This is a genomic window from Mesorhizobium humile, assembly GCF_033977215.1.
GTDB lineage: Bacteria > Pseudomonadota > Alphaproteobacteria > Rhizobiales > Rhizobiaceae > Mesorhizobium > Mesorhizobium humile.
The window spans coordinates 1-23,112 of sequence record NZ_JAVIIV010000012.1 but is presented as its reverse complement, the minus strand read 5'-3'; the positions used below and the strand labels follow the sequence as shown (position 1 = coordinate 23,112).

Here is a 23,112-nt window from a genome sequence, read left to right as displayed (position 1 = left end):
CCCGCCTTTTTAGTTCCGATTCTGCTTGGCTGCGTCAGTGCAACCGGCCGCTGGCGTGGGCCAGCATGGTGTAGACCTTGCCGGTGTCCGACGTCAGATAGGTCTGTGCCATGATGTTGTCGCGGTCGTTGCGCGCGACATCCTTGAGCAACTTCTCGAAATCCTCGCAGTAGCGATCGACCGCGGCGCGGAATTCTGCCTCCGCCTGGTACTTGCGACGGATCTCGTCGAAAGTCTGCTGGCCCTTCAGCGTGTAGAGGCGACGCGTGAACACGTCGCGCTCGCCGCGCCGGTAGCGGTTCCAGAGCTCGATCGAGGCGTCATGGTCGATGGCCCGCGCGATGTCGACGGAGAGCGAGTTGAGCGACTCCATGACATGTAGCGGCGAGCGCTGGGCAGGCGTCGCGCGCGGCGCCTCCACCGGCGCTGCCGGCCGCAGCTCTTCCTCGCGCGAGGCGTTGGTGAGGAGATCGCGCACCCAGCCACCCTGCGGGGGCTTGCCGTTCGGATCGCGGCGCGGCGCCTCGGCGGGACGTTCCAGGTCGAGCGTGCCGCGCAGCGTGGTCTCTGCAAGCGGCGCCTGCGGAGCGCGAGCCGTTGGCTGTGGTTGCGGCTGTGGCTGCGGCGCGGGCGGACGGCGCAGCGGCGGCTCGGTGGCGCGGGCCGGCGCCTGCGGAGCAGGGCGCAGACCGCGCGGTTCGCTCTGTTCGCTTGAGCCGCTGCGGCCGGATTTCGCAACGATATCCGACAGTTCCTTGAGCGCATTGATCTGCTCGGCGACAGCGCGACGGATGGCCGAGGTCGATTCCTTGGCCTCTTCCGGCATCTCGATGACGCCCTTCTTCAGCTCGGCGCGGGTCAGGTCGAGCTCGCTCTTGATCGAGCCAGCGGTGCGACGCATCTCCTCGGTCGCGTCGGCAAAGCGACGCGTCGCCGAATCGACGACCTCGGCGATGGCGGTGCGGATCTTTTCCGCCGATTCCATCGTGCGGCCCTCCGCCGTCTGCATCGTCTGGCCGACGAGGCTTTCGAAGGAACGCATCACCTTCTCGAGGTCTTCCGACTTCTTGACCAGGCCGACGGCGAGGTCTTCCAGCGAGGACTGACGCTCCAGCGTGTGCTCGAGATTGCTCTGCGCGGAGCTGAGCAAATTCGAGGCGCTGGAGAGCAGGCGGCTGTGCTCGTCGAACTTGGTGGCGATCGAGGCCACCTCGCGCAGCGTCGCCGAGGACAGGTCGGTGAGCCGCGTCGTGTTGGAATCGACCAGACGCGCCGAGCTGGCGAAGGTCTGTGCGGCCTTCTCCGTGGTCGTGGCGAAGCTCTGCGTGCTGCCCGAGAGCCGCTCCTCGACCTGGCCAAGGTTGACGGCAGCCTGCTCGATCAACTGGCCGAGCTGCGCGCTGGAGGTCGTCATGCGGCCGATGAGATCGGCCACGCTGTCGGAAAGTGAGGAGCGGGCGCCTTCGACGGCCGAAAGCGTCTCTGCCGTGCGGCTGGCCAGCGCGTTGACGAGGTTCGTGTTTTCGCTGCGCAACTTCTCGGCCGCCCGTTCGGTGACTTCTTCCATACTGCGCTGCAGTTCGGAGCCGCCCTGGGCGAAGCGCTCGACCAACGGCTTGGCCGTCTCGTCGAGGATCTTGGCCATCTCGGCCGAACGCGCCGCCAGCATGGTGTTGAGCTCGCGGGTGTTGGCGCCGATGGTCTTGGCGGCTTCGTTGGTGCTCTGGCCAATATGCTGGCCGACCGCAGTGAAGGTCTCTGCGATGACGTTGGCGCGCGCGATCAGCTGGGCCTCGGCGCTGGAGACCTGCTCGTTGAGCTTCTGGCCCATGGTCTCGGCGGTGTAGGCGAGGCGGTTTTCCACGCTCGCGACCTGGTCCTCGACGCGGGCGGCAGCGGCAGAGGCGCTTGCGGCCAGCCGCTCGTCGGCGCCGGCCAGCGCCTGCTCGATCTCGCGGGCATGCACGGCAAGCTCCTGCCCGGTCTGGCGGGCACGGTCGGCGACACGCTGCTCGGTGGCGGCGAAGGCACCGACGATCGTGTCGGCATGCTCGCCGATGGTCGAGCTGGTCGAAGCAATGCGCGACACCAGGCGGTTGTCGGCGTCGTCGAAGATTCGGCCGATTTCGCCGGCGCGGGCGGAAAGCGCTTCCGAACCCTCGGCGATGCGCGCCATCAGCTGCTGGTCGGCACCGTCGAAGATGCGGCCGAGATCGGTGGCACGGGCGGCCAGCGCTTCGGCCGATTCCGTGATGCGCATCGAGAGCCGCTCGTCGGCTCCCTCGAAGTTGCGCAGGATGTCGCCGGCGCGGGCAGCCAGCGACTGCGCCGTTTCGACGGCGCGGGCAACCAGCTTCTGGTCGGCGGCATCGAAGGTATTGGCGATGTCACCGGCGCGTGCAGCCAGCTTGTCGGCGGTTTCCTCGGCGCGGGCCATCAGCGCGTTCGAGGCGTCGTCGGCGCGCGCCATCAGCATATTGGACGTATCCTGGGCGCGCTCGTGCAGGCGGCGGTCCGCCGCCTCGAAGGCCTGGGCGATGTCCTCGGCCCTGGAAAGCAGTGCGGCGGAAGTCTGCTCGGCGCGTTCTGCGATCTTGCGGTCGGCGTCGCTGAAAGCCTCACCGGCCTGCTCGTGCAGGGTGCTGGTGACTTCCATGACCTTGTCGCGCAACGCGCCCGCCACGAACACGGCGGTCTTTTCCAGCACGCCGCGGACATTGTCGACGCCGGTCGACAGCGCACGCTCCATGGTGCCGGCGCGCTCCTCGATGACACCGGTCTGCCGGTTGAAGGCCTGCTCGATCTTCTCGACGTCGGCGGCAATGGCGGCCGAGATGTCGCTGCTCCTGGCGGCGATCTGGTCGATATGGCCGGACACCGAACGATCGACGTCCTTGCGCGCGTCGGCGAGCTTGACGAGATCGTCTTCCAGGGCCTTGGCCAGCATGTCGCGGCCTTCGGACAGCTTGCCGACATGGCCGGCGATGACGTCGTCGATCTCCGAGCGGCTTTCCCTCAGCTTTTGAAGGTCCGCTTCGAGGGCGCGCTTGAGGATATCGCGTCCCTCTGCGAGCTTTTCGACCTGGCCGGCGACGAGGCCGTCGATGCCGGAACGGCTTTCGGCCAGCTTGGCGAGATCGGCCTCAAGGGCGCGTGTAAGCACATCGCGGCCTTCCGCCAGCTTCTCGACCTGGCCCGCGACAAGGCCGTCAATGCCGGCGCGGCTCTCGGCGAGCTTGGCGAGGTCGGCTTCAAGAGCGCGGGTAAGGATGTCGCGGCCTTCCGAAAGCTTCTCGACCTGGCCGGCGACAAGGCCGTCGATCGAGGCACGGCTTTCGGCAAGCTTGGCGAGGTCGGCCTCCAGGGCGCGCTTGAGGATGTCGCGGCCCTCGGCGAGCTTCTCGACCTGGCCGGACACAAGGCCGTCGATGCTGGAACGGCTCTCGGCGAGCTTGGCAAGATCGTCCTCGAGCGCCTTGGACAGCGTCGCGCGGTTCTGCAACAGCTGGTCGGCATGGGTCTGCATGAGGCCGCTGGCATTGGCCATATCGGCATCGAGGGCGCGCGAAAGCTCGGCGCGGTGGCCGGTGATCTTATGCGAATGATCGACGATGGCGCCCTGGATGGTGTTGAGGTCGGCCTCCAGCGCGCGCTTGAGGATATTGCGGCCCTCGGCGAGCTTCTCGACCTGGCCGGCTACCAGCCCGTCGATGCTGGAACGGCTCTCCGCCAGCTTGGCGAGATCGTCTTCCAGCGACTTCGACAGCACCGAACGGTCCTGGACGAGCCTGTTCTGATGGTCGGCGATGGCGCCGCTTACATTCTGCAGATCATCCTGCAAGGCGCTAGACAAGGTCGCGCGATCCTGCGCGAGCCTGTTCTGGTGATCGGCGACGGCGCCGCTGACGGCCTGCAGGTCGGCTTCGAGCGCTTTCGAGAGCTGCGAGCGATCCTCCAGCATCTTGTCCGAGTGTCCCGCAATGGCACCCTTGATGGTGTTGAGGTCGGCCTCCAGGGCGCGCTTGAGGATATCGCGGCCTTCGGCGAGCTTCTCGACCTGGCCGGCGACCAGCCCGTCGATGCTGGAACGGCTCTCCGCCAGCTTGGCGAGGTCGGCTTCCAATGTCTGCGACAGCAGGCTGCGGTCGTCGGCGAGCTTGCCGGCGTGGCTGTCGATCAGGCCGCGGATGCCGCTCAGATCGCTTTCAAGCGCGCGGCTAAGTTCGCCGCGGTCCTCGGCGACCTTGGTCGAGTGGGTCTCGATCAAGCCGCGGATGCCGATGATGTCGGTTTCGAGCGCCTTGGCGAGCACGGCGCGGCCCTCGGCGATCTTCTCGACCTGACCGGCGACAAGGCCGTCGATCGAGGCGCGGCTGTCCTGCAGCTTGCCGAGATCGGCCTCCAGCGCGCGCGCCAGGATGTTGCGGCCCTCGGCCAGCTTCCCGACATGGCCGGCGACCATTTCATCAATCATTGTACGGGCTTGGACAAGTCTGCCCGAGTCTTCGTTCATGGCCTGAGACAGGCGGTTGCGGCCTTCCTCGAGCTGCTCCAGATGGCTGCCCAGCGACGCATCGATGGCGGCGCGCGACTCGTTGACCTTGCGCAGATCCTCTTCCAGCGCACGCGAGATCAGGCCGCGGCCTTCCGCCAGCTTCTGCACCTGGTTGGTGACGGCGGCATCGATCGCCGCGCGGCCCTCTGCGAATTTCGCCAGGTCCTCCTGCATTGCGGCAGCCATGCGTTCGCGGCTTTCCGAGAGCGCGCGGCTGTGGTTGTCGACGGCTTCCTCGATGCCGACACGGGCATCGGCCAGCCGCTGGATGTCGGAATCGAAGGAGCGCGACACCACATGTCGGGCTGCTTCCATACGCCCGGCGAAGTCGGTGGCGCGGGCTTCGAGCATGGAGGAGGTCGAGGAGATGATGTCGGCCATATCGGCGCCGATCTGGGTCTTGCCCTGATCGATCATCGCCGACAGCGTGTCCTTGCTCTCCGCGAAGGCGTGGGCGATTTCCTTGGCGCGCTCCACCATCGTCTCGTTGATCTGACGGGCGCGCGCTTCGAGGGCGGCGTTGAGCTTCTGCGTGCCGGTGTCGAGCGCCTCGGCGCGGGTCTGGAATTCGCTGATCAGCGCCTGGCCGCGTTCGGCCAGCGTCCGTTCGATGCCGCTGAGGCTCGCCTCGAACTCCGAGTTCAAGGTGCGCGCCGCGCCGCCGAGCAGCGAGACCATGCCATGGGTGCGGTCGTCGAGCAGGTCGGTCAGCGAACGGGTCAGGCCGTCCGTGGTGTCGGTCAGCTTGGCGATACGGGTGTCGAGGAGGCTCGCGAAAGCCTCGCCGGAGGTCGAAAGACGGTCGGTGATGTTGTCCAGGCGCGATTCCACGGAATCGAAGATCGACGTCGAGCTTTCATTGATGCGATCGATCAGCGTGTCGCCGGAATTGTTGATCGTCATCGACAGCTTGGTCGATGCGTTGAGGATCGAGTCGCGGATGATGTCGCTGGCCGCGCCGATCTCGTCGCGCAGCGTCTCGTGAGCGCCGGCAATGGAGGCGCGCACGCGCTCGGCATGGGTGACGACCGCCTCGCGCTCGCTGCCGAGACCATCGACCAGCGAACGGATGCGGGCTTCGTTCTCGGAATAGGAGCGTTCGATCTGGCTGACTTCGCCGTGGACAAGCGTTTCGAGCTCGACCGCTCGGGCCAGGGTGCGCTCGATGCCTTCGCCCATGGCCGCCACCTCGCGGCGAACGGCCTGGCCGATCATCATGACACGGTCCTGGGCGAGGTTTTCAGGCTCCGCAAGGCGGAAGGCGACCTCGGTCATGGATTGCGCGGCGATGCGCATTTCCTGCGCGCGCCGGATCATGGCGGCAAACGCCCAGAACAGGATGACCGGAACGATCGCGGCAACCGCAAGGCCGATCAGCTCTGGACGGGCGAAGAACTGGTCGAAGGTACGGATCTTCCAGATGCCGGGGCCGAACAACAGGTTGGCCAGGCCGCCGGCGCCGGCGATCCAGGCCAGCGAGATAAAGGCGATCACCCAGTAGACGGTGCTCGACGCACGCCGGTTGAGGCTGTGCAGCAGCGTCTTGTAGTCCTTCTGGCGGTCGTCATTGGCGGGCGTGAAACCTGCGGGAGGGGTAAAGCCGGTCGACTGCCCATTGCGCGGCTCGACCGGACGCAACTCGGCAGGCTTGGCCGCTGGCGCCTTGGGAGCCTGGGAGGTGGCAGGCTGGGGATTGTTTGCCGGCTCCGTCCTCTGGCTGCGGCCTTCGCGCGCCAACTCGTCGGCTGCCGCCGAAATCTGCGCTTCGAGGTCCTCCATCGACGCCGCCATGTCGAGGCCGCCGTCGTCGCCGTCAAGGTCAAGGTCAAGCGCCTTTTCCAGTTCCGCGGCTACGTCACTCTCGAGAGACTTGGTCGTCGTTGGTTTCTTAGCCATGCCTTCGCTACCCTGTACTAGCTGCCGCGGGACTTATGATTTTGGCCTGATTCTGGCCCGATTCTGGCTTGTCTATCCCGAGCAGGAGGCTGAAAAATGGACCTTCGTATCGTAATGACACACAGGGGTAAAGAAAACATGCATTCCGGGCGATACGTAAAACTTTAAATATAAGGTTAACGGAGACGTGATCCGACTGCCTCCGTGACAACATTTTTCGCCTGCAGTCGTTAACCCGTTGGCGACCGGAGTCGCCTATTTTCTTGGGCCCGTCTGCCCGCTTTATGGAGTTGCAGTGCGTATGCGTGGCGAAAGTGGTATTGCGTTTTCCATGCCGGGGGGAGATGCCTCCGGAACGGCTGGAGCCCGACCGGTTGATCTCGGCCATCTGGCGCGCCAGACGATGGGCGACCGCGACCTCGAACGCGAGGTGCTGGCGCTGTTCGTCCACCAGTCGCTCACCGTCCGCGACCAGATCGCCGACGCCGACGCCAGGCAAAGGGTGCTGCTGGCGCATGGCCTGAAGGGCTCGGCGCGCGGCATCGGCGCCTTTGCGGTGGCCGATTGCGCGGCGATCATCGAAAGTCAGCCGGAAGACGTCCGGGCGCTCAAGAGGCTCAGCACGCTGATCGAGGAAGTGCGCGACTTCATCGCCGGGATCAGCCGCTAGCACCATCTTTTTGAAAAACGTCATTTCGTGGCGCTTTCGCGCCGCAGTTGACTTGTCCGGTGGAGTGATTATCTCGGCTGCGACTCCTCAGGTGACTTAATGACAAAGCTGACTTACATCGCCCATGACGGGACCCGGTTTGACGTGGAGGCCGAAAACGGCTCGACCGTCATGGAAAACGCGATCCGCAACGCGGTGCCCGGCATCGAAGCCGAATGCGGCGGCGCCTGCGCCTGCGCGACCTGCCATGTCTATGTCGATGAAGCATGGACGGCCGAGGTCGGCGAGCCGGAGGCGATGGAAGAGGACATGCTGGACTTCGCCTATGACGTCCAGCCGAACTCGCGTCTCTCCTGCCAGATCAAGGTGCGCGACGCGCTCGATGGGCTAATCGTTCGGGTCCCCGAACGCCAGGGTTAAGGTGCGTCGATATTCAGGTGAGGCCGGCCTGCAAATGCCGGTTCCTGCGCTTCCGGTGCTCACGTACTTTAAGTACGCTCCGCTCCGGCCTTCGCCGGCCGAAGCCCTCATAAGGGTCTCCGCTCCATGAAGGCTACGGCCGGCGTAGGCCGGTTCTCGGAACCCACCTTGTTTGGTCGCTTCGCGCCCGTCTTCGACTCCGACTCGGCCTGACCTGAATCTCGACACACCTTAATCACCTTCCAAATTTTCTTTCGCGCTGGCTGCTTGGCAGCAGGCGATAGCTCATGCAGTCTCGCTTCATTCCCAAAAAGGGGCGCAGCGCATGAGTGAGACCATCAAGACGGACGTTCTCATTGTCGGGGCAGGGCCGATCGGGCTGTTTGCCGTGTTCGAGCTCGGCCTGCTCGACATGAAATGCCATCTCATCGACATTCTCGACCGTCCCGGCGGGCAATGCGCCGAGCTCTATCCGGAGAAGCCGATCTACGACATTCCCGGCTGGCCGACGATCTCCGCGCAAGGCCTTGTCGACAAGCTGATGGAGCAGATCCATCCGTTCAAGCCGGAGTTCACGTTCAATCGCATGGTGTCGAGCCTGGAAAAGCTCGAGGACGGAACCTTTCGCGTCGCGACCGACGAAGGCGAGATGTTCGAAGCCAAGGTGGTGGTGATCGCCGCCGGTGGCGGCTCGTTCCAGCCCAAGCGCCCGCCCATTCCGGGCATCGAGGCGTATGAAGGCAAGAGCGTCTTCTATTCCGTCCGGCGCATGGAGGAATTCCGCGGCCATGACCTCGTCATCGTCGGCGGCGGCGATTCGGCGCTCGACTGGACGCTCAACCTGCAGCCGATCGCCAAAAGCGTGACGCTGGTTCATCGCCGCCCGGAATTCCGGGCCGCGCCCGACAGCGTCAACAAGATGTATGCCATGCAGGAAATGAAGCAGCTCGCATTCCTGGTCGGCCAGGTCAGCGGCCTTGCCGGCGCCGACGGTCAGCTTGCTTCAGCGACCATCAAGGGCGGCCCGGGCGGCGACGTCGAGGTGCCGTGCACCCGCATGCTGCCATTCTTCGGCCTCACCATGAAGCTCGGGCCGATCGCCGAATGGGGCCTTAACCTGCACGAGAATCTGATCCCGGTGGATACCGAGAAGTTTCAGACGTCGGTCCCGGGAATCTTCGCCGTCGGCGACATCAACTGGTATCCCGGCAAACTGAAGCTGATCCTGTCAGGCTTCCACGAGGTGGCGCTGATGGCGCAGGCCGCCAAGCGCATCGTCAGCCCGGGCGAGCGCATAGTCTTCCAGTACACGACCTCGTCGACCAGCTTGCAGAAGAAGCTCGGCGTCCACGACTGAGGTACGCCGATATTCAGGTGAGGCCGGCCTGCGAACGGCAGCTTCCTGCGCTTCCGGTGCTCACGTACTTAAAGTACGCTCCGCTCCGGCCTTCGCCGGCCGAAGCCCTCATAAGTGTCTCCGTTCTATGAAGGCTACGGCCGGCGTAGGCCGGTTCTCGGAAGCCACCATTCTCGACTCGGCCTGACCTGAATCTCGACATACCTCAACACGCCGCAGATGAGTCTACTCCGCGAGCACGGGCGCGGCATGCTCTTCGCGGCCGCGCAATTCCTTTTCCGGCATCAGGAAGAGCGCGACAAGCGTCAGAACGAGCGTGATGCCGGCGGCGACGAAGATCATCACGAACGGCAACGCCGATGCCAGCTGAATATGCGTCTGCGAGCCTTCTGCGGAGAGCGGCAGGCCGTAGCCGAGCGCAACCGCGCCAAGCATGGCGACACCGAGCGCGCCGCCCAGCGTGCGCAGGAAGGTCAGCACGCCCGTCGCGACGCCGAGATGCGCGCGATCGACGGCATTCTGGACCGAGACGGTGGCAACCGGGAATGTGGTTCCGCTGCCCAGGCCGATCAGAGTGGTCAGGATTTCCACCTCGAGCAGCGAGGCGTGTTCGGCAATGGCACTGAGCAGACCAATGCAGACAATGGCCAGGCTGACGCCGATCATGGCGATGCGCTTGTAGTGGACGAAGCGTGGGATCATGCGGCCGCTGAAGGTCGCGCCGGCGACCGTGCCGAGCAGGAGGCCGAGCATCGCGGTGCCGGATTCGCTGACCGAAAGCCCGACGATCGATTGCAGATAGACCGGCAGGTAGACCGACGCGCCGATGTTGGCGGCCTGCAGCAGGAACATCGATAGTGTGCCGGCAAGCACGATCGGGTTGCTCAGGACTTCCAGCGAGATCAAAGGCTCGGCTGCCCTCAGCAGCCTTAGCGCGAAGAAGGCCCAGAACACGGCCGAGCAGGCGACCAGCCCGAGGATTTCGCGGGAGAACCAGGGATAGGCGCTGCCGCCCCAGTTGAGCGCCAGGAGCAGCAGCGACGTGGCGATGACCAGCAGCACCGCGCCCAGGCCGTCGATGCGGTGGTTCTTGGCCGCGATCGGCAGCTTCCTCAGCGGATTGTTGATGATGGCCATGGCCAGGAAGCCGATCGGCAGGTTGATCCAGAAGATCAGCGACCAGTGCAGGTGCTCGGCGAAGACTCCGCCGAGCAGCGGACCGGCGACGCTGGCGACCGCCCAGGTGCCGGAGATCCAGGCTGCATAGCGCGCTCGTTCGCGCGGCGGCACGAGATCGCCGATGACCGTCTGGGCCAGCGCGAAGAGACCGCCGCCGCCGGCGCCCTGGATGGCGCGGCCAATGACCAGCACCAGCATGTTGGGAGCAAGCGCGCTGACCAGCGACCCGAGCAGGAAGACGAGGATGGCGGCGTAGATGACGGGACGGCGTCCGTAGACATCGGAAATCTTGCCGTAGAGCGGCGCCATGGCGGTCGCGGTCAAAAGATAGCCGGTGACGATCCACGGCAGATACTCGGCATGACCGAGCGAGCGAGCGATCGTGGGCAGGGCAGGAGCTACGATGGTCTGATCAAGGGCCGCCAGCAGCATCGATAACAGCACGCCGCCGATGATGGCGTTCTTCTCGCTCTCGCTCATCGGCGCGGCTTTCGTCGCCATCGTTTCGACGGTCTGGTCCATGCGTCATTCTTTCAAAGGCTGATGCCTGGCGCGCCAAGACGGCTTTGGCCGGTCGCGCCGTTCATTCCCATCGCGGATGAGGGTCCGGGGTGTTTCGAACCGCTATATGTCGTTCGATATAGGCCGATTTCGACCGCCGCTCGAAAATTTCTGCGATCTGGCACCATGTTTGGGTGAAATTGGCCTTGGGCTCCCGCAGGTCAAGGCGGCGGCAGTTGGCCGGCTTCGACGCGCTCCATGCGGTAGCGCATCAGCCGCAGGATACGGCTTTCGAAATTGACGCTCTCGACCCGGTCGAAGCGCAACTGGTCCTGGTCGTGCCTGGCGAGCTCGGCTACCTGGATCGCGGCGGCCTTCACCTTCGCCTGTTCGCAAGTCTTCTGCACAGGAGCGGCCTTCAGCGCATCCTCGAGCGCGCGCGCATGGTTCTTGGCGATCTCGACATGGCGCTCCTCATGCCGCTTGATGTCGGCCGACAGCGTGTCCCAAAACAGCCTGACGTCGGGATCGGATTTGCGCGGGCGCCGCCACTCCGGGAGGATCACCTTGACCTTCACGGTGACGGCCGCGTCGGCGACGCGGCAGGACTGCGCGCTCTGCGCATAGCTGATGCGGGTCGTGAACGCCATCTGCGTGGCGCCGGGATGGCGCGAGCCGGTGCTTTTCACCTCGGGCCCGTTCCTCGACAGCTGGTTCTGGATATCGTCGAGCGTGCGGCCGCCGACGCTGAAATAGCTGTAGGTCTTGACCAGATTGGCCGCGCCCGCCGGCATGGCGGTCAAGGCGAGCATCAGAGCGCAGAGCAGGGGTCGCTTCATCATATTGCCTCTTCACGCACCTTGCTTTAGGGCCGTCGCCAGCGCAACGAAATTGATTTCGCGCGGATCACGCATGGTTGATGGACAATGACGACAAGGCGATGGCAGCTGGCGCATGGACGCTATCTCGACCTCGGTCCGAAGGCGGTCGTCGTCGGCATCCTCAATGTGACGCCCGACAGTTTTTCGGACGGCGGGCTGTTCATCGCGCCTGAAAAGGCGCTGGAGCAGGCGCGCCGCATGGTGAAAGAGGGCGCCGCCGTCATCGATGTCGGCGGGGAATCGACGCGGCCGGGTTTCGCCCCGATCTCGGCCGAGGAAGAGCAGGCGCGCGTGCTGCCGGTCATCGCGGCGCTCGCCGCTTCCGGCGAGGCGCTGATTTCGGTCGACACCTATCGCGAGGACACCGCTCGGCTTGGCGTCGCCGCAGGCGCCCATATCGTCAACGACGTGTGGGGGCTGCAGCGCGAGCCGGGCATCGCGCGCGTCGCCGCTGAGACCGGAGCCGGGCTCGTCATCATGCATACCGGGCGCGAACGGCAGAAGCTGCCCGACGTGATCGAGGACCAGTTCCTCTTCCTGCGCAAATCGCTGGAGATCGCGCGCGCCGCCAAGGTCGCCGACAGCCAGATCGTGCTCGATGCCGGCTTCGGCTTCGCCAAGGAAACGGCGGAGGAAAACCTCGACCTGATGGCGCGGTTTTCCGAGCTCCAGGCGCTCGGCTATCCGTTGATGGCCGGGACCTCGCGCAAGCGCTTCATAGGCAACGCGACGGGGCGCGAGCCCGCCGACCGGGCAGCCGGCACGGCGGCCACCAGTGTCATCCTTCGCTTGAAGGGAGCCGACCTGTTTCGCGTCCACGATGTCGCAATCAACGTGGATGCGCTGGCGGTCACCGATGCTATGCTTGCCCGCGAAACCGAGCTTCCTCCCGGACACTGATCATGTACGTCATCCGCATGAAGAACTGCGCCTTCTTCGCCCGCCACGGCGTGCTGGACGAGGAGGAGACGCTTGGCCAGCGTTTCTATGTCGATGCCGAGCTGACGGTCGAACCCAGCCGTCCGCTGACGGAGGATTCCATCGAGGATACCGTCAATTACGGCGTCGCCTTCGCGGTCATCGAGAAGATCGTGACAGGACATCGCCGCTTCCTGATCGAGGCGCTGGCGCTGGAGGTCGCGAAGGCGCTGACGGCCAGGTTTTCGCAGATCAGGAAGGCCGAGATCACCGTGCGCAAACCCAACGCGCCGGTGCCTGGCGTGCTCGATTACGTCGAGGTGACCGTTGTCTGGCCAGAATAGCGCTGTCTACCTCAGTCTCGGCGGCAATCTCGGCGACCCGGCGAAGTCCATGGGCGCGGCATTGCGTATGCTGGATGGCGACGACGCGACGCGTGTCACCGCCGTCTCCTCGCTTTACCGTACGCCGCCCTGGGGCAAGCTCGACCAACCCGATTTCCTCAACGCCGCCGCCGCGATCGAGACGACGCTTTCGCCACGCGCGCTGCTCGACCTTTGCCTCGATGTCGAGAAGCGATTGAAGCGCGTGCGCGAGGAGCGCTGGGGCCCGCGCCTGATCGATATCGACATATTGGTGTTCGGCGACCGGGTGATCCACGAGACCGGGCTCGAAGTGCCGCATCCGCGCATGCTGGAGCGCGCCTTCGTGCTGGCGCCCTTGGCCGAGATCGCGCCGGGGCTTTCGGTCGCCGGCAGGAGCGTGTCGGAACGGCTCGGCGCCGTCGATATTTCCGGCATCGAGCGGCTGCCGTCCGGCCGCGAATGGTGGCTTGGGTAAAGCCGGCTGCTCAGCCGGAAAAACCGCCGCCGTCCAAAAATGCCTGCTCCTCGGCGGTCGTCGCGCGGCCGAGCATCCGGTTGCGATGCGGGAAGCGTCCGAAGCGCCGGATGATCTCGAGATGCTCCTCGGCATATTTCAGGTAGTCGGGCGCCTTGGCGGCTGTCAGTTGCACCGACCGCTCCTGGTCCGCCAGCAATTCGGAATGCTCGAAGGGCAGATAGAGAAAGACGCGAACCAGTTCTTCCAGTTCCATATCCTGGCCCGCTGCGATCGCCCTGTCGGCGAAGTATCTGGCCAGCGGATCGGTCGCGCACATGTGGCCGGTGCCGCGGAAGCAGTTGCGCGGGAACTGATCGAGCAGGATCATCAGCGCCAGCGATCCTTCGGCGTGCGCGTTCCAGTCGTCGCATTCGCGCCGCGCGGCAGCGTAATGCAGGTCGAGAAATCGTTGATGGAAATCCGCGTCGAAGGCGTCGCTCTTCTCGAACCAGGCGTCCTCGCCGGCATCGCGCCAGAATTTTGTAACGGAAAGCGCTCGCGGATCGAGCTCTGCCATGCGTTGCCCTTCAGTTCTTGGTCTCTGCGTTGTTCAGCACGACCGCGGTTTCCTGGTTCAGCGCCCGGCCGGCACGGCGCGGCTGGGTGAGCGGCGTCGGGATCGGCGTGCCGATGTTGCCCTTGAGGAAGCGCTGGCCGGCGCGCACGCCTTCGGCCAGTTGCGTTTCGAAGCGCGCTTCGTCGCGGCGTCGCACGTCCTCGATGACCTCGGCGACTTCTTCCGGATCGACGCCAAGCGCCTCCAGGGCGGAGCCGCCGAAGACCAGCGCCGATTCGAAAGTCTCGCGCATCTGATAGTCGACGCCGGCGCGCACCAGCTGCAGCGCGGTGCCTCGGTCGAAGGCGCGCGCCAGGATGGTGACTAGAGGGAACTCGGCCTTGATCAGCTGGGCGATGCGCACGGCCGCGTCCGGCTTGTCGACGCAGATCAGGACGGCCCGGGCGCGCCCGGCGCCGGCCGCATGCAAGATGTCCAGCCGCGTGCCGTCGCCGTAATAGACCTTGAAGCCGAAATCGGCCGCCGCCTGGATCATCTCCACCTCGTTGTCGATGATCGAGACGTCCATTCCGCGCAGCAAGAGCGGCTGGCTGGCGATCTGGCCGAAGCGGCCGAAGCCGATGATCAGCACGCTGCCGGTTAGGCCGTCGGCGATGTCGACGCCGTCGAGGGACTGCTCGTCGCGCGGGGTGAGGTAACGCAGCGCAATGATCGCCAATGGCGTCAGCACCATGGAGATGATGACGATGGCGGTCAGCGTGGCGTTGGCCTGCCCGTCGATGATGCCGACCGCGGCGGCGGAGGAATAAAGCACGAAGGCGAACTCGCCGCCCTGCGCCATGAAGACGGCACGTTCGAGCGCCTCGCGGTGGCCGCTCTTCAGAATACGAGCGACGATGTAGATGCCGAGCGCCTTCATGACCATATAGGCGACAACATAGACGGCGACGAGCCGCCAGTTGTGGGCCACGACGCCCAGGTCGAGCGACATGCCGACGGCGAGGAAGAACAGGCCGAGCAGGATGCCGCGGAACGGCTCGATATCGGCTTCGAGCTGGTGGCGGAAGGTCGATTCCGACAACAGCACGCCGGCGAGGAAGGCGCCCATCGCCATCGACAGGCCGGAAAGCTGCATGGCCAGGGCCGATCCCAGCACCACCAAAAGCGCCGCGGCGGTCATGACTTCCCGGGCGCGGGCGTCGGCCAGGATGCGGAAGAGCGGGTTGAGCAGGTAACGGCCCGCCACGACCAGTCCGACGATCGCGGCGATGCCGATGCCGACTTCGGTCAGCCGCTCCGAAAGGCTGGTTTCGGCGCCGCCGGGCGCGAGGAACGCCACCAGCGCCAGCAGCGGCACGATCGTCAGGTCTTCGAGCAGGAGGATCGAGACGATGCGCTGGCCTTTCGGCGCGGCGATCTCGCCGCGTTCCTCCAGCAACTGCATGACGATCGCCGTCGAGGTCAGCACGAAGCCGGCGCCGGCGACGAAGGACTGCGCGATGGGAAAGCCTCCGGCCAGTCCGACCAGGGTCAGAAGCACGGCGCAGACGCCGACCTGCAAGGCACCCAGGCCGAAGATCTCGCGACGCAGCCCCCAGAGCCGCGACGGCTGCATCTCCAGGCCGATGATGAACAGGAACATGACGACGCCGAGCTCGGCGACATGGAGGATCGATCCCGATTCGGAAAAGACGCGCAGGCCGAACGGGCCGATGAGCACGCCGGCGGCGAGGTAGCCGAGGATCGAACCCAGCCCCATGCGCTTGAAGATCGGCACGGCGACGACGCCCGCGGCGAGCAGCGCCACCACCTGCACCAGATCGCTGCCCGAGCCTTCAACCGCCATGCCTGCCTTCCTGTTCTACTCGAAGCACTCCTTGCATGCACCGGGAGCGGGAGGCAAGGGCAGCGGGCCTGCCAGGACGGGTAGGCGGCCGTTGAAGCGGCCTCCGCTTGCCTGCCGGACGTTCGGCATCTATATCACGCCAATGCCTGACTATTCGTCCCGGCCGTCGCCGGCGACTTATATCCCGATGGATGCGCTCAGCGAAGTCCTGCAAGACTTTCGCTTGAGTGGCGTCAACTATGGCCGCTGCGAGCTGCGCCATCCATGGAGCATCGCGTTTCCGCAACAGCCGTTGCTTCGCTTTCACTTTGTCGGCCAGGGCCCGTGCTGGATCCATACCGATGCGGAAGGCTGGCAGGAGTTGCGCGATGGCGATCTGGTGCTGCTGCCGCAAGGCATCGCCCACCGGCTGGCCAGTGCGCCAGACGTCGCTGGCGATTCGCTCGAAGGTTGCCAGGTGACCAAGTTGGGGAGCAATGTCTGCGAGGTGGTGCGGCAAGGAACGGGCGCGACAAGCACCCTTTTCTGCGGCTCCATGACCTTGGGCGCCTGTGCGCTTAACCCGCTGATCCCGTTGATGCCGCCGATCATCAAGGGGTGCGACGTGGCTGGCAATGACCCGGTCGTTGGTCCTTTGCTGGCGGCCATGACGGCCGAGGCCGCGCAACCGCAGATGGGCAGCGCCACTATTCTGTCGCGCATGGCGGACTTGCTGGCAGCCCGGCTTATCCGCTGCTGGGTCAATTGCACCGGAGCCTCGACCACAGGTTGGCTCGCCGCCATCCGCGACCCTCATATCGGACGCGCTCTGGCAGCAATGCACCGTGACCCCGGCCACAACTGGACGCTCGAAAGCCTCGCAGCCCTGGCAGGCCAATCGCGCTCGATTTTCGCCGAGCGCTTCAGCGCGATGTTGGGGGAGGGTGCCGCACGCTATCTCGCACGTCTGCGCATGCAGCTTGCCCGGGAGTTGCTGGGCCAAGACGGCTTGTCCGTCGCCGAGGTCGCCACCCGTTTGGGCTATGATTCCGAGGCATCCTTCGCGCGCGCGTTCAAGCGCATCACCAACGTCTCGCCGGGCGTTGTGCGTCGCACAATTTCCGGACGAATTGACATGAATTTCGGATTTTAGGATACATATCATCCGAAAGGACTCGTCTATGAGTATCTCCAATCTTTGGAGATATTCTGATGACAGACACAACATTACAGCTTGAAGACGGGGCGCTGGAGCTTGATGCCGCCGCGCCAGTCGCGTGGAACGCAACCACTTGGTTCGCGGTCATTTCGCTGGCCGCCACCAGCTTTGCCCTGGTGTCCGCCGAATTCCTCCCGGCAGGTCTGTTGACGCCGATGGCGCGCGATCTCGGCATCAGCGAGGGAACGGCCGGGCAGGTCGTCACCGCCACCGCTTCCGTCGGCGCCGTGACGGCCATGCTGAGCAATGTCCTCATCGGCCGATTGAACCGCAAGACGGTGTTGGTTGGCCTCAGCGCCTTGGCGGTCGGTTCCAATATTCTTGCGGCGCTGGCGCCAAATTTCTGGCTGTTGTTGCTCGGCCGGGCTGGGCTCGGAATTGCGATCAGCGCCTTCTGGGCCCTTTCGGTTGCGGTCGTAGCAAGGCTCGTTGGCGCCAATGCGACAGGTCGAGGCATGGGTATCGTCACCCTCGGCGTCTCGCTTGCCACCATCGCCGCGCCGTCGATGGGCGCGTTGATCAGCGACTGGCTGGGATGGCGTAGCGCCATGGCCATGACAGCGGGACTGGCCGTGGTTGCCGGGCTGCTGCAGTTGCTGAGCTTGCCGACCTTGCCTGCAACAGCCAGCAACAGTCTTGGGGACGTGTTCCGGTTGACACGGCGGCGCGGCATTCAACTCGGCATGCTTGCCATTCTTCTGCTGATGACGGGGCATTTTGCCGGCTCAGTCTATGTGCGTCCCTTCCTCGAACAGGTGACGCTCCTGGCAACCGGGCCAATTGCGCTGGCCCTGCTCGGATTTGGCATCGCCGCCGTGGTCGGCAACGTTGCCGGCGGTCGCATGGCCGACGCCAATATCCGCGTGGCTCTGGTGGTTACTGCGGCGTTGATGGCATTCGCGGCGCTGGCATTGGTGCTTTGGGGTGTGCACATCGGCGTTGCATTCGGGTTCGTCACACTTTGGGGCTTGGCCTTCGGCATGGGGCCGGTGGTGCTGCCGACCAATCTGTCGCGCGCGGCGCCTGATGCGCTGGAAGCAGCGGGCAGCCTGATGGTCGTCTCTTTCCAAGTTGCCATCACCACCGGCGCGGTTGTCGGCGGCTATGTCGTGGACACCTATGGCGCAACGGGGCCCTTGACCCTGACCGCCATCCTTGCCGTGTCGACGGTGGTGCTGGCGCTGCTGCAGCCTCGCGACTGAACTTTGCTCCAGCTGACGCGGCGGACTGAATTCCGGTCCGCCGCGATATTGCAGCCTGGTTACACAAGTTTATGCGGTTCGCTCGTTGCGTGCCGCCACAATCAGCGGTTATGGCACGTTCGGCTTCGGCCATTGGAGGCGGCCGCGATGGGCGGCTGCCTTTTTTGAGGAGATGATTGACATGAAGAAGTTTTTGCTCGTTGCCGTCGGTGTTGCGGCGCTGGCCGGTTCCGCTTGCTCCAAGGCGCCGGAATGCACGCAGGAGATGGCCGCCAAGAAGGCGCAGGACATGGCCACCGCGCTCCAGGAAGCCATCACCAAGGATCCGACCAAGGCGGCCGACCTGACCGCAAAGGTGCAGGCCGTGACGACGAAGTATCAGGGCGCGACGACGCTCGACGAAGCCTGCAAGGCCTATGACGAGCTGACCGCCACCATCAAGGGTTGAGCTCAACCATCGATGAATGCGAAGGCGGTGGCCAAGTGGCCGCCGCCTTTTTGTTTGCGCGACCGAGCGCCCGATCAGTTCTTGGCGATGGCGCCGACTTCGACCGAATCGATCCGCTTCAGGCTCATGCCGATCACCGGGACCAGCTGATCGTTGACGCGCACGGCCACCGTCACGGTCATCGAATTGCCGTCGGGGACACGCGCCTGCATGACGCCGTTCAACTGCTTGCGGTTGATGGTGAAGACGACCTTCTGGGCGTCGACGACATTGCCGCCGACAATGTCCATGCCGCTTTCGGTCGAGCCGCCCATGAAGGTGCCCCTATAACCATCGCGTCCCTTGCGTTCGACGCTGGCCGACATCTTTTGCGTGAACACGCCGACCCTGCAGCCGCCGTCAAGCGTCATGCCGAGCTTGCTGGCGGGCGTCGAGCCATTGAAATCGCAGGTGAATTTGGTGCCCTTGTACTTGCCCGCGATGATCTCGCCAGGGCCGACCCATCTGCCTTCGACGGAGCGGAAAAACTGCTTGTCCGGCTCTGCGCCAAAGGCCTTTTCGACGAGGCCGAGTGGCGCGGCAATCGCAATGGTGGCAGGCAGGACGCAGGACAGGATTACGCTTCTCATCGACGACACCCGGCACGAAAGAGTCTATTCTTGGGACCTGGCTGACCATGGAGAAGATTGGTTAATGCTTCGTCACTCGCGGTGGCATTCGCGTTTACCCTATTGGTCCGTCCGACCGTCTTTCTTTGTCGCGAAGGAGGTCAGTGCCGAGAGGAAATCGCCGAGGCCGGGGCGCTTCACGGCGATGAACGGCAAGGGGCGGGCGGTTTCCATTGCGGCGATGCCGATACGCGCCGTCATCATGCCGTTGACCACGCCTTCGCCGAGCTTTGCCGAGAGCTTCGCGGCAAGCCCGTGGCCGACGATCTGCTGCACGAAACTGTCGCCCACCGCGATCGAGCCGGTCACCGCCAGATGCGCGAGCACGCCGCGCGCCAGCCGGAAGAAGCCGAGCGTGCCGGGACGGCCGCCATAAAGTTCCGAGAGCCGCCGGATCAGCCGCCCAGCCTCGAACACGACATAGGCGATGTCGACCAGCGCGCGGGGGCTGACCGCCGTGATCAGCGACACGCGCTTGGCCGCCTCGAGAACCATGATCTTGGCGCGGGCATCGAGGGGCGACAGGATTTCGGTCTCGGCCAGCCGCACCAGATTGGCGCCGTCGATGATCTCGCCGCGCAGTTCGGCAAGCGAACGGCGCCCGGCCGCGGTCTCGGGTTTCGCGGCGACGAAGGCCGAGAGCTCGTCGACCAGGGCGCGTGCGGCCTTGGGATCGTCGCGCGCCACGGCATCCAGCGCCCGTTTCTGCATCTTTTCGACTTCGGCCAGGCGGGCGATGGCGAGGAATTCGCGGATGAGGATGACGATCAGCGAAAGCAGCGCGATCGCCGCCATGCCGGCCGCCAGCCAGCCAAGCCATTCGGCGCGCGCGAACAGGTCTCGGATCAGCTGGTCCGCCCACAGGCCGACCGCCAGCGAGACGAGCACGCCGAGAGCGCCGAAGAACAGCCGGGCCAGCAGCGAACGCTTTCTTGGCGCCGTCGCCGGCGGCGGGGCCGCGGCTTCGATGTCCGGCTCGTCGAAGACGTCGACTGCCGAGGGGATCACGACTGCTACGTCGGCCCGCGCGGCGCGCGGCCTGCGCGCCGGTTGTTCCTCGGCGATGCGGTTCTGCGGCGCTTGCGGCCTCGGCTCCGCCTCGGGCTCGATGCGGAAGGCCGCCGGTTTGCGGGGCACGGTCATGCCAGATGATCTCCGATCAGGAACTGCAGCGCGCGGTCGAGCCTTATATGCGGCAAGGACAGCGTGACGCCTTCGGCGGTGCGTTCGAGCTTCGGCGGGCGGAAGCGCACGAAGCGGATCGCCGGCTCGGTGCTGTCGGGCGGCGATCCGGCGAACACCGCATCGACTTTTTCCGGCAAATCGCCCGGGAATATGGCGGTTTCGGTCTTCCCGTCGAATGTCTCGCCGTTGATCTTCTCGCCCTTCAGCGGGGTGCCGATGATGACCGGCAGCGTCTCGCGGCCTTGCTTCACCGTGCCTTCACGGGTCGAGCGAACCGCGGCCATGGCGACGACGTCGACGGCGGCGCCGCTGAAATTCGCCCGCGCGACGGCGCGGTCGGTCAGCCGGCGCACGATCGCCTGCAGCCGGTCATGGCTTTCGTGATGCAGATGGTCCGCCTTGGTCGCGGCCACCAGGATGCGGTCGATGCGGCGCGAGAAGAAATCGGTCAGGAAATTGCCCCGTCCGGGCCTGAAGCAGGACAGGATCTCGGTCACGGCGCGCTCCAGATCGGCCATGGCGGCCGGACCGGCGTTGAGCGCCTGCATGGCGTCGATCAGCACGATCTGCCGGTCGAGGCGGGTGATGTGCTCGCGAAAGAACGGTTTGACGACATGCGTCTTATAGGCCTCGTAGCGGCGCTCCATCATCGCCTGCAGCGATCCGGAGCGCGGCCGGCCTTGCGCCAGCGTCATCAGCGGCGCGAAGGTGAGCGCCGGCGAGCCTTCCAGATCGCCCGGCATCAGGAAACGGCCGGGCGGCAGCGTCGACAGCGCGCGCTCGTCGAGCTTGCAGGCCTTGAGATAGGCGGCGAAGCTTTCGGCCAATCGCCGCGTGGTCATCTCATCGGCATCGGCATCGGGATCGATGGCCGAGGCCAGCTCGCGCCATGCTTGCGAGAGATCGGAACGGACGGGCAGGGCGGCCAGCTCGACCGCCTCGCGCGAAAAGTCGGCGAAGGACTTGCCGAGCAGCGGCAGGTCGAGCAGCCATTCGCCGGGATAATCGACGATGTCCACGGATAGTTTTCCGGCTGAAAACAGCCGATTCCAGCCGGAAGCCGACTCATATTCGATGGTGAGCCGGAGTTCGGAGATGGCGCGCGTGGAGTCCGGCCAGATGCGGTCGTTGACCAAAGCCGCGACATGGTCCTCGTATTGGAAACGCGGAACAGCGTCGTCCGGCTGCTCCTCAAGGAAGGCGCGGGCGATGCGGCCGGATTTCTGCGCCTCGAACAGCGGGAGGCGCCCGCCATGGATGAGGTTGTGGACGAGGGCGGAGATGAACACCGTCTTGCCGGCGCGGGAAAGGCCGGTGACGCCAAGACGCAACGACGGAGAGAAGAGCCCGGCGGCGCGGCCCGACAGCGTGTCGAGCGCAATCCTTGCCTCGTCGGTGAAACTGGTCAGCGATGATGCCAAATCGGGCCTCTGGTTGCGCGTCAGCGCCCGATATAGGCGCTGGATTGCGCGTTTGAAATGGGCTCAGAGATCGGCGGGCGTGAGAAAGGCTTCGAGATAGCCGTTGCCCTGCGCCGCCTCGGCAAGGTTGCCGGGAAAGCGCACCACGGCGAGGCCGGAGGTCGGAAAACCGTGGTTCATCATCCCGCGCGCCGCCTCGTCGCCGTCGCCCGACACCGCCATGGCAAGATCCTCGGTCATGGGGTTGTGGCCGATCACCAGAAGCTGACCGGCGCCGCCGTTTTTACGGATGATGTCGAGATAGCCAGCCGCGTCCTCGCTGTAGAGCGTGTCGAAGAACAGGACCCGGCCGGTGTCGGCGCGTCCCGCCAGGCCTTCCAGCGTCTGCCTTGCCCGCTTGGCGTTGGAGCAGAGGGTGACGTCCGGCACATAGTTGCGGGCCCGCATGGCCTCTCCGATCGCTTCGGCATCGGCCATTCCCGTTTCGTCGAGCGGGCGGTCGAAATCGCGCACGCCGGGCATCGCCCAGCCGGCTTTGGCATGCCGCAACAGATAAAGCCTACTCAACCGAACCCCCATGGCGCCACCTTCCTGGCAAAGCGCGATTAGTCACCAGAACCAAGTCATGCACAATGGGCGGCGCCAGCAACTGCAACGAATCATGTGCGAATTCGTTTTTATGCGGTTGAAACAAAGTCGTCGTTCGGACGGCCGATGCGAGACTAACAATTGCGTGAAACTGTAGCCGATAGCGCTTGTGCAGGCTCTTATCCCCGAATATATAGGCGCCAAATTTGGGGTTGTTGGGTGAGTCGAATGAACGATATCGTAACCGCCAATTACGTACCCTCCGAAGACGAGCCGTTCATGAACGAACGGCAAAAATCGTACTTCCGTCAAAAGCTTATCACCTGGAAGAACGACATTCTCCGCGAAGCACGCGAAACCCTCGAAATCCTGCAGCAGGAAAACGCCAACCACCCCGACCTAGCCGATCGCGCCTCCTCCGAAACCGACCGCGCCATCGAATTGCGCGCCCGCGATCGCCAACGCAAGCTCATCTCGAAAATCGACTCCGCGCTCCAGCGCATCGACGAAGGTACCTACGGCTATTGCGAGGAGACCGGGGAGCCGATCGCGCTGAAGCGGCTCGACGCGCGTCCGATCGCGACGCTGTCGATCGAGGCGCAGGAGCGTCACGAGCGTCGCGAGAAGGTTTATCGCGACGACTGACACGCGGGCTGGAAAGCAAAGAACGTCAAAATGGCCGGGTTTCCGGCCATTTTGTTTTTCAGTTCCTAAAGCATGTCTCCCGAAAGTGGGCCCGGTTTCGGGACAAAGACATGCTTAAAATCAAACACTTAAAGC

General features: G+C 64.9%; 19 protein-coding genes. 10 read left to right on the top strand and 9 right to left on the bottom strand.

The genetic code is table 11. The annotated features are described in order from the left end of the window. Positions 1–34: 34 nt before the first annotated feature. Entirely contained in the window at positions 35–6,451 is a 6,417-nt protein-coding gene (locus RFM52_RS18580) for a kinesin (RefSeq protein ID WP_320295806.1), read from the bottom strand. 301 nt (positions 6,452–6,752) lie between these two features. Here RFM52_RS18580 and RFM52_RS18575 point away from each other — a divergent pair, with 301 nt between their 5' ends. The 3 genes from RFM52_RS18575 to RFM52_RS18565 all read left to right on the top strand — a co-directional run bounded on the left by RFM52_RS18575 (position 6,753) and on the right by RFM52_RS18565 (position 8,898). Beyond that, a complete protein-coding gene (locus RFM52_RS18575) occupies positions 6,753–7,121 on the top strand; it encodes an Hpt domain-containing protein (protein ID WP_320295805.1) in 369 nt (122 codons plus the stop codon). 99 nt (positions 7,122–7,220) lie between these two features. Beyond that, positions 7,221–7,541 (top strand): 2Fe-2S iron-sulfur cluster-binding protein, encoded by a 321-nt coding sequence (locus RFM52_RS18570; protein ID WP_127253704.1) that lies wholly within the window; start codon positions 7,221–7,223, stop codon positions 7,539–7,541. Between the two features lie 325 nt (positions 7,542–7,866). After that, positions 7,867–8,898, top strand: a complete 1,032-nt coding sequence (locus RFM52_RS18565) for an NAD(P)/FAD-dependent oxidoreductase (protein ID WP_320295804.1) — start codon at positions 7,867–7,869, stop codon at positions 8,896–8,898. A 225-nt stretch (positions 8,899–9,123) separates the two neighbouring features. On the opposite strand, the gene RFM52_RS18560 is transcribed toward RFM52_RS18565, so the two are convergent. Next, positions 9,124–10,599, bottom strand: coding sequence for an MDR family MFS transporter (locus RFM52_RS18560; protein WP_320295803.1), 1,476 nt, complete (start codon positions 10,597–10,599; stop codon positions 9,124–9,126). Positions 10,600–10,799: 200 nt separating this feature from the next. Next, on the bottom strand, positions 10,800–11,420 hold the full coding sequence (locus tag RFM52_RS18555; RefSeq protein ID WP_320295802.1) for a DUF922 domain-containing Zn-dependent protease: 621 nt from the start codon (positions 11,418–11,420) through the stop codon (positions 10,800–10,802). Positions 11,421–11,504: 84 nt separating this feature from the next. Between RFM52_RS18555 and folP the strand changes: the two genes are divergently transcribed. The 3 genes from folP to folK are packed head-to-tail and all read left to right on the top strand — an operon-like array spanning position 11,505 to position 13,217. After that, positions 11,505–12,359 carry a dihydropteroate synthase gene (folP, locus tag RFM52_RS18550; RefSeq protein ID WP_320295801.1) on the top strand — a complete coding sequence of 285 codons (855 nt, stop codon included), beginning with the start codon at positions 11,505–11,507 and terminating at the stop codon, positions 12,357–12,359. Between the two features lie 2 nt (positions 12,360–12,361). After that, positions 12,362–12,721: a dihydroneopterin aldolase gene (gene folB, locus RFM52_RS18545; RefSeq protein ID WP_140642958.1), complete on the top strand. Its 360-nt coding sequence runs from the start codon at positions 12,362–12,364 to the stop codon at positions 12,719–12,721. Next, positions 12,705–13,217, top strand: coding sequence for a 2-amino-4-hydroxy-6-hydroxymethyldihydropteridine diphosphokinase (folK, locus tag RFM52_RS18540; RefSeq protein WP_320295800.1), 513 nt, complete (start codon positions 12,705–12,707; stop codon positions 13,215–13,217). The genes folB and folK overlap by 17 nt, the downstream gene beginning before the upstream one ends. Positions 13,218–13,227: 10 nt before the next feature. Here the strand turns inward: folK and RFM52_RS18535 are convergent, their stop codons facing one another. Further along, positions 13,228–13,776 carry a DUF924 family protein gene (locus tag RFM52_RS18535; RefSeq protein WP_320295799.1) on the bottom strand — a complete coding sequence of 183 codons (549 nt, stop codon included), beginning with the start codon at positions 13,774–13,776 and terminating at the stop codon, positions 13,228–13,230. Between the two features lie 10 nt (positions 13,777–13,786). Then, on the bottom strand, positions 13,787–15,622 hold the full coding sequence (locus tag RFM52_RS18530; RefSeq protein ID WP_320295798.1) for a monovalent cation:proton antiporter-2 (CPA2) family protein: 1,836 nt from the start codon (positions 15,620–15,622) through the stop codon (positions 13,787–13,789). A gap of 142 nt (positions 15,623–15,764) precedes the next feature. On the opposite strand from RFM52_RS18530, the gene RFM52_RS18525 reads away from it, so the two are divergent. The 3 genes from RFM52_RS18525 to RFM52_RS18515 all read left to right on the top strand — a co-directional run bounded on the left by RFM52_RS18525 (position 15,765) and on the right by RFM52_RS18515 (position 18,470). Beyond that, positions 15,765–16,754 carry an AraC family transcriptional regulator gene (locus RFM52_RS18525; protein WP_320295961.1) on the top strand — a complete coding sequence of 330 codons (990 nt, stop codon included), beginning with the start codon at positions 15,765–15,767 and terminating at the stop codon, positions 16,752–16,754. A 59-nt stretch (positions 16,755–16,813) separates the two neighbouring features. After that, a complete protein-coding gene (locus tag RFM52_RS18520; protein ID WP_320295797.1) occupies positions 16,814–18,022 on the top strand; it encodes an MFS transporter in 1,209 nt (402 codons plus the stop codon). 181 nt (positions 18,023–18,203) lie between these two features. Continuing rightward, positions 18,204–18,470 carry a hypothetical protein gene (locus tag RFM52_RS18515; RefSeq protein ID WP_320295796.1) on the top strand — a complete coding sequence of 89 codons (267 nt, stop codon included), beginning with the start codon at positions 18,204–18,206 and terminating at the stop codon, positions 18,468–18,470. Between the two features lie 74 nt (positions 18,471–18,544). Here RFM52_RS18515 and RFM52_RS18510 read toward each other — a convergent pair whose 3' ends face one another. From RFM52_RS18510 to RFM52_RS18495, 4 genes are all read right to left on the bottom strand, one after another. Next, positions 18,545–19,099, bottom strand: a complete 555-nt coding sequence (locus RFM52_RS18510) for a hypothetical protein (protein WP_320295795.1) — start codon at positions 19,097–19,099, stop codon at positions 18,545–18,547. A gap of 99 nt (positions 19,100–19,198) precedes the next feature. Then, positions 19,199–20,281, bottom strand: a complete 1,083-nt coding sequence (locus RFM52_RS18505) for a YcjF family protein (RefSeq protein ID WP_320295794.1) — start codon at positions 20,279–20,281, stop codon at positions 19,199–19,201. Then, positions 20,278–21,744: a YcjX family GTP-binding protein gene (locus RFM52_RS18500; protein WP_320295793.1), complete on the bottom strand. Its 1,467-nt coding sequence runs from the start codon at positions 21,742–21,744 to the stop codon at positions 20,278–20,280. The genes RFM52_RS18505 and RFM52_RS18500 overlap by 4 nt, the downstream gene beginning before the upstream one ends. 63 nt (positions 21,745–21,807) lie before the next feature. Next, positions 21,808–22,311 carry a SixA phosphatase family protein gene (locus RFM52_RS18495; RefSeq protein ID WP_320295792.1) on the bottom strand — a complete coding sequence of 168 codons (504 nt, stop codon included), beginning with the start codon at positions 22,309–22,311 and terminating at the stop codon, positions 21,808–21,810. Between the two features lie 249 nt (positions 22,312–22,560). Here RFM52_RS18495 and dksA point away from each other — a divergent pair, with 249 nt between their 5' ends. Beyond that, the gene (gene dksA, locus RFM52_RS18490) at positions 22,561–22,977 is read left to right on the top strand and encodes an RNA polymerase-binding protein DksA (protein ID WP_095765270.1); all 417 of its coding nucleotides are present in this window, start codon (positions 22,561–22,563) and stop codon (positions 22,975–22,977) included. Positions 22,978–23,112: the final 135 nt, after the last annotated feature.

Coding starts and splice junctions, on each gene's coding strand:
- RFM52_RS18580 (WP_320295806.1), bottom strand. CDS start 6,451: ATGGCTAAGAAACCAACGACGACCAAGTCTCTCGAGAGTGACGTAGCC.
- RFM52_RS18575 (WP_320295805.1), top strand. CDS start 6,753: ATGCGTGGCGAAAGTGGTATTGCGTTTTCCATGCCGGGGGGAGATGCC.
- RFM52_RS18570 (WP_127253704.1), top strand. CDS start 7,221: ATGACAAAGCTGACTTACATCGCCCATGACGGGACCCGGTTTGACGTG.
- RFM52_RS18565 (WP_320295804.1), top strand. CDS start 7,867: ATGAGTGAGACCATCAAGACGGACGTTCTCATTGTCGGGGCAGGGCCG.
- RFM52_RS18560 (WP_320295803.1), bottom strand. CDS start 10,599: ATGGACCAGACCGTCGAAACGATGGCGACGAAAGCCGCGCCGATGAGC.
- RFM52_RS18555 (WP_320295802.1), bottom strand. CDS start 11,420: ATGATGAAGCGACCCCTGCTCTGCGCTCTGATGCTCGCCTTGACCGCC.
- folP (WP_320295801.1), top strand. CDS start 11,505: ATGACGACAAGGCGATGGCAGCTGGCGCATGGACGCTATCTCGACCTC.
- folB (WP_140642958.1), top strand. CDS start 12,362: ATGTACGTCATCCGCATGAAGAACTGCGCCTTCTTCGCCCGCCACGGC.
- RFM52_RS18535 (WP_320295799.1), bottom strand. CDS start 13,776: ATGGCAGAGCTCGATCCGCGAGCGCTTTCCGTTACAAAATTCTGGCGC.
- RFM52_RS18530 (WP_320295798.1), bottom strand. CDS start 15,622: ATGGCGGTTGAAGGCTCGGGCAGCGATCTGGTGCAGGTGGTGGCGCTG.
- RFM52_RS18525 (WP_320295961.1), top strand. CDS start 15,765: ATGCCTGACTATTCGTCCCGGCCGTCGCCGGCGACTTATATCCCGATG.
- RFM52_RS18520 (WP_320295797.1), top strand. CDS start 16,814: ATGACAGACACAACATTACAGCTTGAAGACGGGGCGCTGGAGCTTGAT.
- RFM52_RS18515 (WP_320295796.1), top strand. CDS start 18,204: ATGAAGAAGTTTTTGCTCGTTGCCGTCGGTGTTGCGGCGCTGGCCGGT.
- RFM52_RS18510 (WP_320295795.1), bottom strand. CDS start 19,099: ATGAGAAGCGTAATCCTGTCCTGCGTCCTGCCTGCCACCATTGCGATT.
- RFM52_RS18505 (WP_320295794.1), bottom strand. CDS start 20,281: ATGACCGTGCCCCGCAAACCGGCGGCCTTCCGCATCGAGCCCGAGGCG.
- dksA (WP_095765270.1), top strand. CDS start 22,561: ATGAACGATATCGTAACCGCCAATTACGTACCCTCCGAAGACGAGCCG.